This is a genomic window from Chryseobacterium sp. UF-290, assembly GCF_058245615.1.
Window position 1 is genome coordinate 1 of record NZ_JBSICB010000020.1, and the last position, 17,479, is coordinate 17,479.

The window sequence follows — 17,479 nt, forward strand, 5'->3', positions numbered from 1 at the left end:
ACTCGGTAGCTCAGCTGGTAGAGCAATACACTTTTAATGTATGGGTCCTGGGTTCGAATCCCAGCCGGGTCACAAGAGAAAAGAAGTACTGTTTCAGTCGTTTTCTTTAAATAAAAAATTACTTAAAAATAAGTGGCCGACTCGGTAGCTCAGCTGGTAGAGCAATACACTTTTAATGTATGGGTCCTGGGTTCGAATCCCAGCCGGGTCACAAGAAAAAAGGAATTACTGAACTTCAGTAATTCTTTTTTATTTTATCATGGATATTTCATAGTAAAACTATGGATGTTTCCTTCCGTTTTATTCCCAATTTCTTTAAATCCTGCTTTTTTATACAGAAAATAGGCTTTATCATTTCCGGAAGCTACTTCCAGAACAATTTCAAGATCACCAAATCTTTCATCAGCTTCATGAATGACAGCTTTTATCAGCTGTAAACCTATATTTTTACCCTGAAATTCTTTTTTTACATACATCTGGTAGATACTTCCCGCATTGTTTTCATTTTTCACAAAAACACAAATGCCGATAAGCTCCTGATCAGCAAATGCACCCATGACAAACTTATCCTGTGTCTGATCTTCAATATCACTTTCTATTCTTAGTTTTTGGGTGTTCAGCGCTTCCTGGTAGTCTGCAGAAAAAGCTTCCGGAAATCTTTGAAGACTTTCCAGGCGGATGTTCCGGTACATTTTACTTTCTTCCGGGAGAAGTTTTCGATAGGTGATATTCATGATCTGTTTTCAGATGTAAGGGTTCAATTCTCAAATATAATCAATTGTTCAGGTTTTTATCTGTTGGAACATTTATTTCTATTTAAGAAGTGATTCGTGGTTTATGATATTAATATTTGAAAGAATTAGATATATTTTTACTTAAATTATGTATATTTATGACTGAGATTATTAAAATGGTCTATTTGGATATGATTAGGTAGGTATAGGTAATAATGTATCTATATCAAACTATAACAAATCAAAATTTGATGATATTAAAAATAATAAAATATATTCGGAAATCATGATGAAAGCTTTGATCTGCTCATTTTGTGTAGGTTTGTTACTGTTGATGATTTCATGCGGTCAGAATTCTACCGAAAAGGATAGAGAAAAATTCGATACTATTCTGTTGAACCGGAACTCAGAACTCCATCTTTCCGGTGAATATGAAGCTCTTATTGCTTTTAATATGGAATATCTGAAAAAAGCGGCTAAAATGGGATATAAAGAAGGAAGAGGACTGTGTTATCTCAATTTAGCCGATGTAAATGTTTCCGCAGGAAATTATGAAAAAGCGTTGTTCTTTTTCAATAAAGCCGGGAAAGATCTGGAAAGTTCCGAAAATCCGTTTCATAAAACATTATTCTATAATGACTATAGTATGTATTATTCTTATCTTGAGTTACCTGATAAGGCTATAGTCTACAATAATAAAGCGTTTTACCATATTAAAGGGGCAAAAAAATCTGAGCTTAAAGAAAAATTGCTGCCAAGGCTCTATACCAACCGTGGAATTTATTTTGCAAAAAAAGGATGGTTTGGAACCTCTCTGAAGTGTTTCCTTAAAGGGAACGAATTGGAAAATTCGGCTTACAGCAATTGTATGGTGGCTCAGTATTATCTTTTTACCAATCAGCCGGATTCAGCCGGAATTTATATAGCCAGGGCGGATGAAAAAATGTTCAGTCAGAAGACAAGTGATGTGGAGTCTCTCTGGGTATATTATACAATGGGTTATTATTATAATGAAGTTGATAATAACGATGAAGCTGAAAAAAATCTTAAAAAAGCCCTTGAGATCAATATAAAAACAAGACGTACCTATTCTACCCATATAAACGGTGTATATAAGTCTTTGGCAGAGCTGTACAAAAAAAAGAATGACGGAGGTAAGGCATATTACTATTTGAAAAGGTATATGGAAGAGGAGGGGAAGCTCGATGTTGCCCGGCTGGCTTCGATGAATAAGGCTACGGAAGACTTTATTCTGGAAATGAAAAAAGAATCTGACTGGCACAAAAGTGAGCTGCCACTATTTATAGCTTTATCAATTGCCGTACTCACTATCTCAGGAGTGTATGTAAGGAAGGTGATCAATATGCTGAAGCTGAAGAAAAGAGATTTGAAAATAGAAACGGATCAATTGAAAAGCTATGTTCACACCAAAAAGCTGAAAGAAGTTATTGAACTTGCTAAAAAAAATGATTCTTCTTTTTTACTGAAATTTAAAGAATTATATCCTGATTTCATAAGTGAGCTTCTCAAGATCAATCCCGATCTTGAAAACTCTGAGCTTACTTTCTGCGCTATGCTGAAACTACGTTTTTCATCCAAGGAAATTGCTGACTATACCTTTGTACAGCACAGATCGGTCCAACAGAAAAAATACAGGATCAGGAAAAGGCTCAATATTCCGGGAGAAACGGATATCTATGATTTTTTTGAGAATATAAAAGTATAAAATAGTATAGCGGATTTTTGTTTTGTTACCAATAGTGCCAATATTATCAGTAATTTAGATCATAATTAAAAAAATATAATTTTTGTTTCTTATAAAAAATAATGTTTTATTACTTTATACTGAATTTAGCTTAAATAGAGGATATAGATGATGCGTATTTTTCTTGCTGTTTTATTGATTACCTTGATCTCATGTCATTCTCAGGAAGAGTATGAAAAAAGTTTTGACGTTCCCTTAATGACACAAAATGAAAAGTTCAGGCTTTTGGGAGAATACGATTCTCTTGTCGATCTCAATAAAAAATATTATAAAAAAGCGGAAGAAATAGGATATGAGGATGGTAAGGCATTGTGCTATATAAATCTGGCACAGATCAATATATCCTTAGAGAACTATCAGAAATCAAAAGTTCTCTTTGATAATGCCGAAAAGATACTGAAACATTCAAAAAATAATATACATAAGGCTATATTTTATAATAATTATGGAAGGTTTAATAATGAACTGAGAAGAAGGGATAAAGCATTTGAGTATAACAATAAAGCCTTAAGCAGTATTCAAAACAGTAAAAGCTCCGGACTAAAAAATACAGTTCTTTATAATATTTATATCAGGCAGGGTGAATATTATATACAGAAGAACCAATACAAAAATGCATTAGAATATTTTCATAAAGCGAGAAAATTTGATAGTACCGGTATTGCTGATTGCGGCATAAGTGATTATGTATATATGCATAAAAATAAAGACTCTGCCTATAAATATATTACAAGGGCCTATAATAAAATGATTTTAGCAAAAAGAAATGATGCTATTGCCCTCAATATACATACGATCATGGGAGAGTATTACCTTACCTATGGAGAATATGAGAAGGCAGAGAAAGAGTTTTTGCAAGCTTTGGAGATCGATAAGAAAACCAGACGCATTTTTTCACAGTATAGTAAATATATCTACAATGATCTGAGGAACTTGTACAATCAGATGGGAGATCAGGAAAAGGCCTATTTTTACCTCAATGCTTATACTGAAGCAAAAAATAAAATGAATACATCTCTACTGGCAACGATCAATCAGGATATGGAATCTTTTATTGCGGTAACACAGGAAGATACGGAAAAGCATAAAAGCAATATACAATGGGTGGTGCTTTTCTCGCTTGCCGGCCTTTCGTTATTAGGGATATATGCCTGGAGGGTTATCAGCCTGCTCAGAAAAAGAAAAATGATCCTTAAGAATGAGGCAGAACATCTGAAAACCCATATGAATGATAATAAGCAGGAGGAAATTATGGAACTGGCCAGAAAAAATGATCCTGAGTTTCTGGATCGTTTTAAAGAAGTATATCCGGGATATATTGACAAGCTTTTAGCGATTAATCCAGGTCTTGAAAACTCTGAGCTGGCCTTCTGTGCTATGCTGAAGCTACATTTCAGCTCCAAGGAGATCGCTAATTATACCCTTGTTCAGCACAGAACGATTCAACAGAAAAAGTACAGGATTAGGAAAAAAATGAATATCCCTGCAGAAACGGATATTTATGTTTTCTTTGACAATATAAAATGATCATCATCAGTACCGTACCTGAAAAACATAGATAATAGAACTTGGAAAAAAGTATCATATTTCTGTATTCATTCTTACATATTCCTTCTTTTATTAGTTTCATTCCGAAGACTCAATATTCCCATAGAAGATGATGTACTTATCAGTTTTTTGGTTGACTGGATTAATTCCAAAAAAAACTGTCTGATTCATGTCAGACAGTATTCGAAATATATTTTTTTTTCGCCACTTGAATTTTTTAGTGGTCTCTCATTCAAAATTGAAAATTTTTAGCCAAATAAGAAAAAATATTTCTACTACACGAATACTACATCTTGTATTTTTGTATTTAATTCATTGATATTCAGTTTTTTGATTTTGCATGAATATGATGCCTCTTTTTGTACAAATAATGGAAGTATACCAACATATATCTGGTAATGTTGAAATATTTGTATCATTTTCCTCCATATGTTTCTCTGTATTTTTTCTATTCTTTTCATAAAAATATATCATTACAGGCTGCATTTATTTTTTTCTGTTCAGATAGATAATCTGTAAAACGGGTTTTGTACATTATTGATTTTCAAATAATTGCGTGGGTGGTGTATTAATGTAGTAGGGTATTTTTTTACTTTTTTGAATTTAAAATATATATTTGTGTTAAGAACTCAAAATAGGATATGGATAGATAAATGACATATTTGTTATTGTATTGATTGTTGAGCTGATTTTTGTTTGTGTATTTAATATTAAAACTTAAAGCATATTCATTTTTTTATAAATGTCCTGATTGGGTCCACTCAAAAAAAACATAAAAACAAAAAAATCTATGAAGAAAAAAGTATTATTGATGAGTGCATTGGCTATAGGAATGATAAGTGTATATGGCCAGAGATGGGAACCGGCTTCGCAAAGAACATCTCAAATCAATAAAAACACTGAAGTTCAGTATTCTTACAGGGTCGATCTCCAGACATTGAGAAATCTTCTGAAAGATGCTGTGGAAACAGGGAAAGACGCAAAACCTGTTATAATTTCTCTTCCTACGGTAGAAGGGAAGATTGAAAAATTTGCAGTATACAGCAATCCTGTTATGGAGAAGTCTTTAGTTGACCGTTACCAGCTGGGCTCTTATGTTGGGATTGGAGTAGATGATCCTTCTAAATATTTGAGATTCAGTACTTCACCTACGGATATGCAGTCGATGATTATCAAAGATGGTAAATTTCAGTTTATAGAGCCTATCACTACTGATAAGCAGACCTATGGCGTTTTCTATAAAACAAAGGAGGTAGGAGAACATGGCTTTACATGTGAAACAGGAGAACACAATTTTAAGGATATCAGTAAGTTAGCTGATCATGGTAAAAAAATGCTTTCTGGTGTAGGCATTACCCGCAGACCAACGAATACAAGATATAGAGATTTTCGGCTGGCCATATCAGTAACTGGTGAATATACTCAGTTTCATGGAGGAACAGTGGCTGGGGCTCTTACTGCTATCAATAATACAATAACCCGGGTAAACGGTATTTTTGAAAGAGATTTTGGAGCTCACTTTACAGTACAGGATTTTCCGGCAATTATTTATACAAATGCGGCAACTGATCCTTATACAGACAATCTGAATTTGCAGCTTCAGCAAACACTGACTTCTTTAGTGGGCAATAATAATTATGATATTGGGCATGTGTTTAATGCAGCAGGTGATAATGGAAGTGCCGGTGTTATTGGCTCAATTTGTGATAATCCTTCAAATAATACTTCTTTAGGAAAAGGTTCTGCATTTTCTCAAAATGCTCAGCCGGTAGGTGATGGTTTTGACTTGATTGTTGCTCATGAAATGGGACATCAATTGGGGGCTAACCATACGTTTTCAACTTGGTCTGAGGATGCTATTACTGGTGCTAGAGCCAATGTAGAACCTGGCGGAGGCAGTACATTAATGAGCTACCCGGGCGGAAGAACGATATCTCCTGTACAGAATGATTTTGATGTTAGATTTCATTATAAATCCATAAGTCAGGTGCTTAATAATCTGGAAAGTAAACCTGGATGCGGGATTCAAACGAACATTGCTACAAATACCGCTCCTGTAATAAGTGCGCTTACAGCATATACAATTCCTAAAGGAACAGCTTATTACCTGGATGCAACAGCAACAGATGCTGAAAATGACCCAATTAATTATAGTTGGGACCAGTATGACAGTGTTGGTGGTAACAACTCCATATCAGGAGATAGTGGGGATGGGTACAACTCAGAAGGCGCATTGGCCAGATCATATATAGGAACGGTAAGCGGGAGAAGATATTTTCCTAAACTGGAAACCATAATGAACGGAATACTTACAGATAAAGCAGGGTGGGAAACCGTTTCTTATATCCCAAGGGTATTAAACTATGCTGTGACAGCAAGAGACGAAAACCCACAATTGCCTATGCTTTCCACTGCTGAGACAACAGTAACTGTAGCTGATGATGGCCCTTTTAAGTTCAATGGACTTTCTACATCGTCTGTATTGTATAATGATGCTTCTAATATCATCAAATGGGAAGTGGCCAATACCAGTACAGCGCCTTACAATGCTGCAAATGTTAAGATAGATTATACCACAGATAACGGAGTTACATGGACGGACCTGGTGGCTTCTACCCCTAATACAGGAAGCTATACAGGACAAATGCCGGCTAATTTAAGCGGAAGTGTTAAACTGAGAATATCGGCAATAGGTAATATTTTCTTTGCTATTTCTCCTGCAGTTACTGTTGGATCTGCTCCTACCTCTATTACAGCTGCGCCGACCGGAGTCTCTGCAACAGAGAAAGATATCACTAAAACAACAGCAATAGTATCCTGGAACAGTGTACCTGGTGCCGCATATTCTATTAATTACAGGAAAGAAGGAACTACGAACTGGACAAATACTACAAGTACTACCAATTCCGTATCGTTAACCTCTCTTGAAGATGAAACAAATTATGAAGTACGGGTTGCCGCTGTGGTAAATTCTGTTACAGGAGATTTTTCAAATAATTATACTTTCAAGACCAAAGGATTAAAAACAGGAATTGATTACTGTTTAATGACTACCGGCGGATCTATTTTGAGTGACAATCATTTGATCAGCGGACTTCTTCAGATGAGTTTATCCAATTTATCATACTCCTCAGGAAATGTAGCCAATGCCTTAAAAACATATTTGGATTACAGTGAGGATCCTGATAGAATAATTAATTTAACCAGAGGAAATCAATACACTTTACAATATGCAAATGTTGGTAATAAAGCGAATCTAAATGATTGGATTGAAGTTTGGATAGATTACAATAGAAATGGAACTTTTGAAGCCTCAGAGAAAATTGTTTCCAAAAGTGCCGTTCCTGTCAATAATCCGGGGTTAGCCGGCTTTAGAGTTCATATAGGAACAGCTACCTTTACAGTGCCTGCTAATGCCTATTCAGGAGATAAAATTTTGAGAATGAGAGTGGCAAGTACTTTTGGCAATGCAGCCAGTGGCCCTTGTGGCAGCCCTGTTATACAAGGCCTTTCAATAGGATCGTTTAAAGATTTCTCAGTAAGAATTACAGACAACACCGCTCTTGCAGCAAGAGAAATAGAAAATATAAGCTCTGAAGTATCCATCTATCCAAATCCTGCAGATACCTTCGTGGAAGTGAAAAATCTGAAAGGAAAGGCAGATTATAAAATCTATTCTGCTGACGGCAGATTGATTCAGGAAGGTAAGATTGATGGGCAGAGAATTAATGTTGCCTCTTTGTTGAAAGGAATGTATGTCGTTACGATAAAAGATGATAAAAATACCTACAATACCAAGTTGATCAAAAAATAAAATTCAAACGAAGCTCCAAAAAGGAGATAAGGAGCATCAGCTTTTAGTTGGGAAAATAGCTGTTTCAAAAATCTGAGGCAGCTGTTTACACCCACTGATTCTATTGAATACGTTTTAAAATATCATTTCGTTTACAAAATGATACAAGAATACAAGAAAAGACCTTTGTAACAGCAGAAATTCTATACAAATTTCTGAGATCATTGCTTTTTCTGGTGTGGTGGTACCCGTTGTATAGCTATTAATCTTAAATACTTTTTACTGCTCAAAAATTATAAATAACTAACGAAAAAACACAAATGAATCTCCCGTATCAGGATCTAAGGGAGAGAAAAAATATTTATTTTTTTAGAGGGAAAAAGTGGCTGTCTCAGAATAGAGACAGCTTTTTTTATTAATTAACAGGAATAGGTGTTGATGTAATGAAGATACTCCATTTTTTGAGTACCACTGTTGTTGGGTTTAAAGTAGTCTTTTTCATCCCGGATTTTTAGCTGAATTTTTTCAAAGCAATACGTTGTAATGTAGATAAATCTTCTTTGAACAATTCCATATGGAAATAATGCTATAAAACATTTTTTTATATAAATCTTTCCGGATAACTAAAATGATATTGCTTGTGGGGATTTAATATGTTGTTTTTTATTTATTTGATATTCAGTTATTTATATAAGTGTTGTATTAATGTAGTAGGGCATTTTTTTACTTTTTTGAATTTAAAATATAGATTTGTGAGTGCAATTCAAAATGATATATAGTTAAATAAATTGTATGTTTTTTATTTTATTGATTATTAAAATCCTCTTTGTTTGAGTATTTGCTATTGAAACTTAAAGCGGATCTATTTTTTTACCATTCTGAATTGTGGCATATTAAAAAAACATAAAACAAAAAATCTATGAAGAGAAAAGTATTATTGATGGGTGCATTGGTCATAGGATTGACAAGTGTATTTGGTCAGAGATGGGAGCCGGCCTCACAAAGAACGTCTCAAATCAGAAAAGAAGTGGAGGTCCAGTATTCTTACAGGCTAGACTTACAATCACTTAGGAATATTTTAAAAGATGCTGTAGAAACAGGAAAAGGAGCACAGGCAGTGATCGTTTCTCTCCCTACAGCAGAAGGGAAAATTGAAAAATTTGCCGTATATAGCAACCCTGTAGTAGAGAAATCCCTTGCAGACAGGTATGAGCTTGGATCTTATGTTGGGGTTGGAGTGAATGATCCCTCTAAATATGTCCGATTCAGTACCTCTCCTGCCGGAATGCAGTCCATGATTATTAAAGATGGAAAATTTCAGTTTATAGAGCCTATTTCTTCAGATAATCAAATCTATGGAGTTTTCTATAAAACGAAAAGAACTTCCGGAGAGCATGGTTTTGAATGTACTACAGAAGAAAAGAATTTCAGGGATATAAAATCATTGGAAGCAAACGGTAAAAAAAAACTTTCTAATGTAGGAATTACAAGCCGCCCTTCCAGTACAAAATTCAGAACCTACAGACTGGCTCTTTCGGTAACCGGAGAATATAGCCAGTACCATTTAACAGCAGCCAATACCCCTGCAAATGCTACAGATGATGTAAAAAAAGGAGTAGTTCTTTCAGCGATGAATAATACCATGACCCGTGTAAACGGAGTTTTTGAAAAAGATTTCGGGATCCAGCTGATCGTTCAGAATTTACCCAACATTATATATCTGGATTCTGTTTCTGATCCATATTCAGATGCAGCAGAGGGTGTTGATGATGCTTTATGGAGTCCCGAACTTATGAATACTCTTCACAACATTGTAGGTGATGGTGCTTTTGACGTAGGGCATCTTTTCGGGGCTTCAGGTGGAGGAGGCATGGCAGGATGTATAGGATGTGTATGTAGCAATGATATGTCGGTAGATCAGAACGGCCTTCCGGAAGATTATAAAGGGTCAGGCTTTACTTCTCCCAATGATGGTGATAATCCTGTAGGAGATTCTTTTGATATAGATTTTGTGGCCCATGAAATGGGACATCAATTTGGAGGTAATCATACATTCTCAAATAAAAGTGAACCTTATGGTGCGAATGTAGAGCCTGGAGGGGGAACAACTATTATGGCATATGCCGGAATTACAAGTGACAATGTTCAGGCAAATTCTGATGCCTATTTCCATTTTAAATCTATAGATCAGATTTTAACTAACCTGGAAGGTAAACCAACATGTGGTACTTCAGAAGCAATTACAACGAATACTCCGCCTGTAATTACTATGCCACCTGCATATACTATTCCTAAAGGAACAGCTTTTTATCTTGAGGCTTCAGCAACAGATGCACAAGGAGATCCAATTAAATATACATGGGAACAGAATGATAGTGTAACCAGCCTGGCTACAATCTCAGGAGATAGCGGATGGGGCTACAATACACAAGGAGCTCTGACGAGATCCTATTTTGGGACCGCCAGTGGAAGAAGATATTTTCCTGGTTTGCAGACTGTAATGGATGGACAGCTGACAGATAAAGTAAATTGGGAAACAGTATCTTATATTCCAAGAGTATTAAACCATGCAGTAACAGTCAGAGATGAAAACGCACAGAGACCGATGTTGTCTTCTGAAGAAGTACTTACCACAGTAGGTGAAGATGGGCCTTTCAAATTTAATGGCTTGACAACAGCTTCAAAACTGTATAAAAATGCAAATAACGTTATTCAGTGGGAAGTGGCAAATACAAACAATGCGCCATATAATTCGCCAAATGTAAAGATAGATTACACCTCTGATAATGGTGTTACCTGGACTGATCTTGTTGCTTCTACCCCAAATACAGGGAGCTATACTGTTCAGATGCCAGGTACCATTAATGCACCTATTAAATTGAGGATATCAGCCATTGGAAATGTTTTCTATGCTGTTTCTCCTCAAATTACGGTTGATGATGCACCTACTTCTACGACAGATGCACCAACAGGAGTTTCTACAATTGATACAGAAGTCTTCAAAACAACAGCCAGAGTATCTTGGAATAGTGTACCGGGTGCTACTTATTCTGTCAACTACAGAAAATTAACTGCTTCTAACTGGACAAATGTTGCCAGTCCGACAAATTCTGTAGTTCTGACGGGACTTGAAGATGAAACAAACTATGAAGTACAGGTTGCTGCTGTTGTCAACTCTGTTACAGGAGATTTTTCAAATAATTATACGTTTAAAACAAAAGGTTTAAAAACAGGAATTGACTATTGTATACTAAACACAGGAACTTCTTATGTTGGAGCAATCAGAAGAGTAACTGTTGCCAATATTGCTTATGATGATTCTTCACTAAGATCTTATAAAGATGTATCTGAAAATCCGAATCAGATTATCAATCTGGTTCAGGGGAACTCATATGATCTGACTCCCGTAGTTAGACAAGCATTTAGTAATAGTAATGTTCCTTTAAATGTTTCTGTGTGGATTGACTACAATAGAAATGGAGTTTTTGAACTATCGGAAAGAATAATTTCTGTATCCGGAGGTGTTCCGCCAGGAAATATAAGTTTTGGAGCACAAAGTTTTACAGTGCCTACGACAACATATGCTGGAGATAAGCTATTAAGAATGCGGGTTGTATCAAAATATAATACATCTGCTTTAACGAATGCGTGTGGAGAGATTACCAGCGGTGGTGGTGGAGTTATGGATCTGCCTGTTAGAATTACAAGCACTTTAGCGGTAAACGAAACAAAAGATGCAAGATCATCCGAAGTATCGATCTATCCGAACCCTGCCGATACTTTTGTAGAAGTGAAAAATCTGAAAGGAAAAGCGGATTACAAGATCTATTCCGCTGACGGAAGACTGGTTCAGGAAGGTAAGATTGACGGGCAGAGAATTAATGTTGCTCGATTGTTGAAAGGAGTATATGTTGTTACTATCAAAGATGAGAAAGATACTTACAATACCAAGCTGATCAAAAAATAAAACACAAATGAAATCTCCCGATCAGGATCTAAGGGAGATACGAAATTAATTTTAAAGTGGCTGTCTCCATATGGGGACAGCCTTTTTATGAATTACGGCATTAAATGTCCGTTAAAAAATTCCAGCATTTTCTTTAATGAGGTTTCAGAATGCATCAGTTCTCCGTTTTCAAGAGATTCCTTTGTCGCGGTTGCGGCTCGTTGTCGCATACTATTCTCATATAGTGAAATAGCCTCCTGTAAAGTATTGCAGTCATTGCCTGTTAAATATTGGCTTAATTCCAGAGCGTCAAGCATGGCCATATTGGCCCCTTCTCCTGCAAATGGGGGCATTACATGAGCTGCATCACCTATTAATGTTAGATTGGACATCGGTTCCCAGGATTGCTCTGGCGGTATGTAGTAAATAGGACGGGGAATAAAAGGAGTTGCAGTATTTTCAAATAATTCGTACCAGACATTACTCCATTCTGAATAGGTTTGCTTGAACCATTTCAGTATCTGCTGCGGATCAGAAAGATCCAGACCACTGTTTACAGCCCAGTTTTCATCAGCCTTAAAGCTTGCATAAAAACCCAGGTCACCGTTTCCCTTTTGTCCGAGCAATATATTCTTAGTATTTCCGAAAGCCATTATTTTACCGCCTTTGGCCATTGTACTAATATGGGGAGCTTTTTCCTTTGAAGTATTTCCTTCAAGCATGATAACTCCGGAATAAACAGGTTTTTGATCTGTCAGATAAGGGCGTACTTTAGAATTGGCGCCGTCTGAAGCGATTACGAGATCTGCGTAGGCTGACATTCCGTTTTTGAAATGAAGCAGCCAGCCGTCATGTTGGCGTTCCATAGATATAAAATGACTGTCCCAAATTACTGTTTCCGGCTGCAGGGAGTTCAACAGCATGCTTCTTAACGGGCCACGGTCTATTTCAGGGCGAAAATCTTCCGAACCGAAATCTTCATCCGGCTTGGTTTCATGATCACTGAAAAATATTTCTGCCTGTTCATTCACAATCAGTGTTTTATCTGCTCCGGGACGGAAATTTTTCTTAAATTCTTCCAGCAGTTCAGCCTGACGTATCGCTTCAAGTCCGGAATCTTCATGCATATCGAGAGGAGATCCCTGAACACGGGCATACCTATTTGCATCTCTTTCATATACTTTTACATTTGCATTTGCATTTTTCAGCTGTAAAAGTCTTGCCAGGGTCAGTCCCGCAGGACCGCCACCGACGATGGCTATTGATTTATTGTCTATCAGCATTTAATTTAAATTTTACAGGACAAAATTACTTTCCTCTCAGTACTGATAATAGTATAAATCGGTCGTTTTGGTTTTTAGATAATTCTTTGGGAGCAACCCCTGAAAATTTTTTGATCTCCTTGATGAAATGGTTTTGATCCGTATAGTTGAGTTCCGGAAAAAGCTTCCCTTGTGCAATATGTTCCAATGATGATCTGAAACGAAGGATCGTAGAATAGGCCTTTAACGATAATCCCAGCTGCTTCGTAAAGTAGCGATTGATCTGTCTGCTGCTCCAGCCTGTACTGTTTGAAAGCTCCCTTACGCTCATTTCGCCTTTTGAGGAATAAATGAGGTTAAAAAGTTTTCGTTTTCTTTCATCTATTTCCCCGGGTATCATCTCTTTTATTTTTTGTGTTGCTTTTATACAGCAAAGTTCAAAATCCTGCAGATCATCGGCTTTAATATCCCAAAAGCCGTTAGAAAGGTTTTTACCTGTATTTAACAGATCCGCAATAGAGGTTTTTAAAATATACTCAACAGCAATGGGCTTGAAGCTGACAACAAATGCGGTGGTGTGGGAGTGAATTTCTCTTTGCTCAGGATAGGTTTCCAGTCCGATGAGACTAACCTGAAAAGGAGCAGAAGGAGATTGCATAAAAAACAGATCTACCCGCCCGTCAGGAATGATGACTACTTCCTTAGGCATATCTGAGAGGTTCTGAAACGTTCCGAGGTTTTCTACGAAATCAGCAATGCTTTGATCAGGTTCTATAAAATTATATTGAAAGTCATTATCCATTGTGATGAGTCGCTGTATTTTTTAGGATTTAAATTACAAAAATAAGGTTGAGTTACGGAAAATAATTTAGTAAATCGGACTTAACTAAAAAATACCAATCAAATGACTGTAGATGAAACCTATCACCTTTGACGGAAATTCAGATGCAGGGTTTATCCGGCATCTGAAATTACAGGATACCAGTCTCTCGGTACACACAAATTAAAAAACATTCGTGCATCCGTGCAAATGAAATAGACAAGGCGGTTTTGAAAAATACCATATTGTTTGTGTCCGGCAGAATATTGTATCCAAAATATACCCAAATATCCTTGAAATATACCTGCTTTAAAGATATATTTCAGTCTATTTTTGTGATATGATAAATGGATTATGAAAGTAATCATATTGGAAAAGTTGGGTGGAACAGAACATCTTCTTTTGAAAGAAATAGAAAAACCGGTGATAAAGAATAATGAAGTTCTTGTTAAGGTAAAAGCAATCAGCATTAATCCTGTGGATGTCAAGGTTCGAAGCCGGAAAGCTCCGTTAGCTGAAGAATTGATACAATATGATCCGTTGATTCTGGGCTGGGACCTGTCGGGAGTAATTGTTGAGAAAGGAGATGAGGTGATTCAGTTTCAAATCGGAGATGAGGTTTTTGGGATGGTAAATTTTCCCGGACATGGAAAAGCTTATGCGGAATATGTAGCCGTTCCGGCAGATCATCTGGCTATTAAACCTTATAATATTACTCATGTTGAAGCAGCAGCAAGTACATTGGCGGCGCTTACTGCCTGGCAGGCATTTGACAGCTATGGTAAGCTGAGGCCTACAGACAAAGTGCTTATTCATGCGGCGGCAGGTGGCGTTGGGCACTTTGCTGTGCAGATAGCGAAGCATATTGATTCCTATGTTATTGCAACCTCTTCGGAGTCCAACCGGGATTTTGTATTGGGACTGGGTGCGGATCTGCATATTGATTATAAGGCAGTCCGCTTTGAAGAAGTCCTTCATGATATCGATTTTGTGCTGGAAACTGTTGGAGGAGAAAATTTTCAAAGATCAGTTCAGGTCCTGAAATCTTTCGGGTCGATTGTTGCCTTACCTTCCGGCCATACTCAGGAAGATGAAAACGTGGCTTCTGCAAAACATTTGCATGCCTGTTACTTTATGGCTGTTTATTCCAGTGGTCGGGATATGCGGAATATTGCTTTCCTGCTGGAAAAAGGAATTATAAAACCACATGTTTCCCATGTATTCGGGTTTGATGAAATGGCGGAAGCACATCTGCAGATAGAGACAGGACGTACCATTGGAAAAGTAGTTGTGGAATTGTAGATGAACTACCGGATAAACCATTTTCAGGGAAAGGCAGGTCAATCGTTTTTATGCTGATGAGAAGAAGCAAAAACTATTGATTTCCCTGATAACCACTGAGCTTGCAAAAAGAAAGAACCGTTCTAGTTGATCAGATAGTACAGGAATTTTCCGAAACTTTTCCCGGCATTGAATATAAACAAGGCAGAAAGAGCTATGACGATAATTCCAAACGCTGGACTTTTCTGGGATTTTTCTATTAAAAACGGAATAAGATCTTTTGCTTTTATTTTTTTAAGGTCGTTAAATATATTTTTCATAGTATGCTGTTTATCAATTAGTAGATCATACCACATATTTGTTACAATAAAATGAGATCTGGAGAAAAAGATGCTTTTTAAATGAAACAGATAAAATAAAAATCTGCGTAATCAGCCCAATCAGCAAGATTAAAAAAATGCTTTTAGATCCTATAGATTTTGGCTGAAGTCAAAGAAAGCATATGATTCAGGCGGGTTTTAACCCGCCTGAAGTGATACTAAATGGTATCAGAAATAGAAATTTAAAATAAAGAGAAACGCTTGCAGATCTAACAGATTCCGCAGATTTATAGATATTATTGATTGTAGAAATTTATTATAAAGCTAAAATTAGTGTTGTCTGATTAATTTTTATAATCCTCTGATCCAAAATTCATCATCTAAAATCCAAAATTTAAAAAAATCAGTGATGCAGAAATTGCTGGCGGCTCAGCAGAACATCCTCTGTTTCCCGGTGGTCAGGATCATCGATGCAGCAGTCTACAGGGCATACGGCCTTACATTGTGGCTCTTCATGAAAACCTTTGCATTCGGTACATTTTCCGGATACAATATAATAAACCTCATCTGAGACGGCCTGGTTGAAAGCGCCGGCATCTGCTTCCGTACCATCAGGAAAGATTACATTCCCTGATAATTTTGTTTTGTCCTGCCAGCGCCAGTCGATGGCTCCCTCATAAATGGCCGAGTTGGGACATTCAGGCTCGCAGGCCCCACAATTGATGCAGTCATCAGTTATTTTTATAGCCATATCATTTATTTATCGTGTTTGAAAAAGGGATTTCTTCAACATTATTCAACTTTTGAAATCCTTGCTAAACTTAATTGAAAAAGACCAGTGGTTTATGCGCATTATAAACTGTTCAAAACTGTGTCTTCAAATCAGGCATCAATGATCAGTAATATGTCTGTTCTGCTATATTATGATTGATTTATTGTCGTTTTTTCTATCTTTTTAGACGTTGCAATGCTGATAAGTGTGTCGAGTTTTACGGAATAAAAGTCTGAGATCTTTGTTTTGTTCTCACCGTCAAATAGAGAAGATTTCAGAATAGGAACGCTGAAAGGAAGCGGCCATGCCCGTAGTGACTTGGCAATGGCATCCATTGTATTGATTCCCTGCATGGCCTGCAGACCATCTGCCCAGCATACTAAGCCTACAGTTTTGTCTGTAAGATAAGGTTCATAGGCATTAGCCGTTACCTCAAGCCAGTCCAGGCAATTCTTCATGACTCCCGGGATACTTCCATGATAGAGAGGGGCCAGCCAGAAATGAAGGTCGGCATCCCGGAACATTTGGGTCATGCGTTCCACAGCCACAGGTGTTTGGGTAAGAGTGACATCGAATAGAGGAATTCCGGAATCGGCAAGGGTAAAAATATCAGTCTGAATTCCCAGTGCTTCAAGCCGTTCAGAAAAATACCTCGAAATAAGTCCGGAGGTAGACTCTGTTCTTCTTTCCAGAGATCCGTTAAATATGATTGCTTTCATTTTGGTTTATTGTTTGAAAATTACTTTTGGCAGACCTATTTCACCATACATAAGGCTTTTAACCAAAGGTTTCAGAAGTCCGGCTGCCAGTAAATACAGAGCAGGATCATGATCCGAATTGGCCCTGACCACCACTTTCTGATTCTTATAATGTTTCAGATCTGCGTAGATAAGACGGCGTTTCCAGAGGTCAAGCAAAATTTGTTTTGCATTGTTCAGGTCTGCATAGACAGCATAAGGAGAAAGCTTTTCCATGAGCAGCATATAAGCCCAAGGCGGAATGATAGCATCTGTAGAACAGATTATTCCTACCGCTTTTCCTTCATAGATGGAAAAGTCTACGGCAGCAATGGATTCTTTAAACTCTTTTTCCTTGACGATCATTCCCATAAAAAGATGATCTTTGAGATCAAGTTCTACAATCTCCGTTGTGGGCTTATAATCTAAAAGATCAAGAGCAATGATACCCGAAGCTTTTGCTTTATTGATAAAAGTTTTCTGATTCATAATGTATGCGGA

At 36.9% G+C, this 17,479-nt stretch carries 12 protein-coding genes and 2 tRNA genes; 7 read left to right on the top strand and 7 right to left on the bottom strand.

What is annotated here, in order from left to right; genetic code table 11:
- Together AC4IF5_RS18195 and AC4IF5_RS18200 are read left to right on the top strand one after the other, a co-directional pair.
- Positions 1–72, top strand: a tRNA-Lys gene (locus AC4IF5_RS18195).
- Positions 73–138: 66 nt separating this feature from the next.
- A tRNA-Lys gene (locus AC4IF5_RS18200) sits at positions 139–211 on the top strand.
- A 46-nt stretch (positions 212–257) separates the two neighbouring features.
- Here the strand turns inward: AC4IF5_RS18200 and AC4IF5_RS18205 are convergent.
- Positions 258–734, bottom strand: coding sequence for a GNAT family N-acetyltransferase (locus tag AC4IF5_RS18205; protein WP_490737021.1), 477 nt, complete (start codon positions 732–734; stop codon positions 258–260).
- A 286-nt stretch (positions 735–1,020) separates the two neighbouring features.
- On the opposite strand from AC4IF5_RS18205, the gene AC4IF5_RS18210 reads away from it, so the two are divergent.
- From AC4IF5_RS18210 to AC4IF5_RS18225, 4 genes are all read left to right on the top strand, one after another.
- Positions 1,021–2,460, top strand: a complete 1,440-nt coding sequence (locus AC4IF5_RS18210) for a tetratricopeptide repeat protein (RefSeq protein ID WP_490737023.1) — start codon at positions 1,021–1,023, stop codon at positions 2,458–2,460.
- Between the two features lie 147 nt (positions 2,461–2,607).
- Positions 2,608–4,026 (top strand): tetratricopeptide repeat protein, encoded by a 1,419-nt coding sequence (locus tag AC4IF5_RS18215; protein ID WP_490737025.1) that lies wholly within the window; start codon positions 2,608–2,610, stop codon positions 4,024–4,026.
- Between the two features lie 811 nt (positions 4,027–4,837).
- A complete protein-coding gene (locus AC4IF5_RS18220) occupies positions 4,838–7,861 on the top strand; it encodes a reprolysin-like metallopeptidase (protein ID WP_490737027.1) in 3,024 nt (1,007 codons plus the stop codon).
- Positions 7,862–8,759: 898 nt separating this feature from the next.
- Positions 8,760–11,807, top strand: coding sequence for a reprolysin-like metallopeptidase (locus tag AC4IF5_RS18225; RefSeq protein WP_490737029.1), 3,048 nt, complete (start codon positions 8,760–8,762; stop codon positions 11,805–11,807).
- A 92-nt stretch (positions 11,808–11,899) separates the two neighbouring features.
- On the opposite strand, the gene AC4IF5_RS18230 is transcribed toward AC4IF5_RS18225, so the two are convergent.
- Positions 11,900–13,069 (bottom strand): FAD-dependent oxidoreductase, encoded by a 1,170-nt coding sequence (locus AC4IF5_RS18230; RefSeq protein WP_490737031.1) that lies wholly within the window; start codon positions 13,067–13,069, stop codon positions 11,900–11,902.
- Positions 13,070–13,094: 25 nt separating this feature from the next.
- Positions 13,095–13,850 (bottom strand): DUF6597 domain-containing transcriptional factor, encoded by a 756-nt coding sequence (locus tag AC4IF5_RS18235; RefSeq protein WP_490737033.1) that lies wholly within the window; start codon positions 13,848–13,850, stop codon positions 13,095–13,097.
- Between the two features lie 372 nt (positions 13,851–14,222).
- Between AC4IF5_RS18235 and AC4IF5_RS18240 the strand changes: the two genes are divergently transcribed.
- Positions 14,223–15,170, top strand: a complete 948-nt coding sequence (locus AC4IF5_RS18240) for an NADP-dependent oxidoreductase (protein ID WP_490737035.1) — start codon at positions 14,223–14,225, stop codon at positions 15,168–15,170.
- 122 nt (positions 15,171–15,292) lie between these two features.
- Here AC4IF5_RS18240 and AC4IF5_RS18245 read toward each other — a convergent pair whose 3' ends face one another.
- From AC4IF5_RS18245 to AC4IF5_RS18260, 4 genes are all read right to left on the bottom strand, one after another.
- Positions 15,293–15,469, bottom strand: a complete 177-nt coding sequence (locus tag AC4IF5_RS18245; RefSeq protein WP_490737037.1) for a hypothetical protein — start codon at positions 15,467–15,469, stop codon at positions 15,293–15,295.
- A gap of 403 nt (positions 15,470–15,872) precedes the next feature.
- Positions 15,873–16,220 (bottom strand): 4Fe-4S dicluster domain-containing protein, encoded by a 348-nt coding sequence (locus tag AC4IF5_RS18250; RefSeq protein ID WP_490737039.1) that lies wholly within the window; start codon positions 16,218–16,220, stop codon positions 15,873–15,875.
- A 170-nt stretch (positions 16,221–16,390) separates the two neighbouring features.
- Entirely contained in the window at positions 16,391–16,960 is a 570-nt protein-coding gene (locus AC4IF5_RS18255; protein WP_490737041.1) for an NADPH-dependent FMN reductase, read from the bottom strand.
- Between the two features lie 6 nt (positions 16,961–16,966).
- Positions 16,967–17,467, bottom strand: coding sequence for a DUF2480 family protein (locus AC4IF5_RS18260; protein WP_490737043.1), 501 nt, complete (start codon positions 17,465–17,467; stop codon positions 16,967–16,969).
- Between the last annotated feature and the right edge of the window lie 12 nt (positions 17,468–17,479).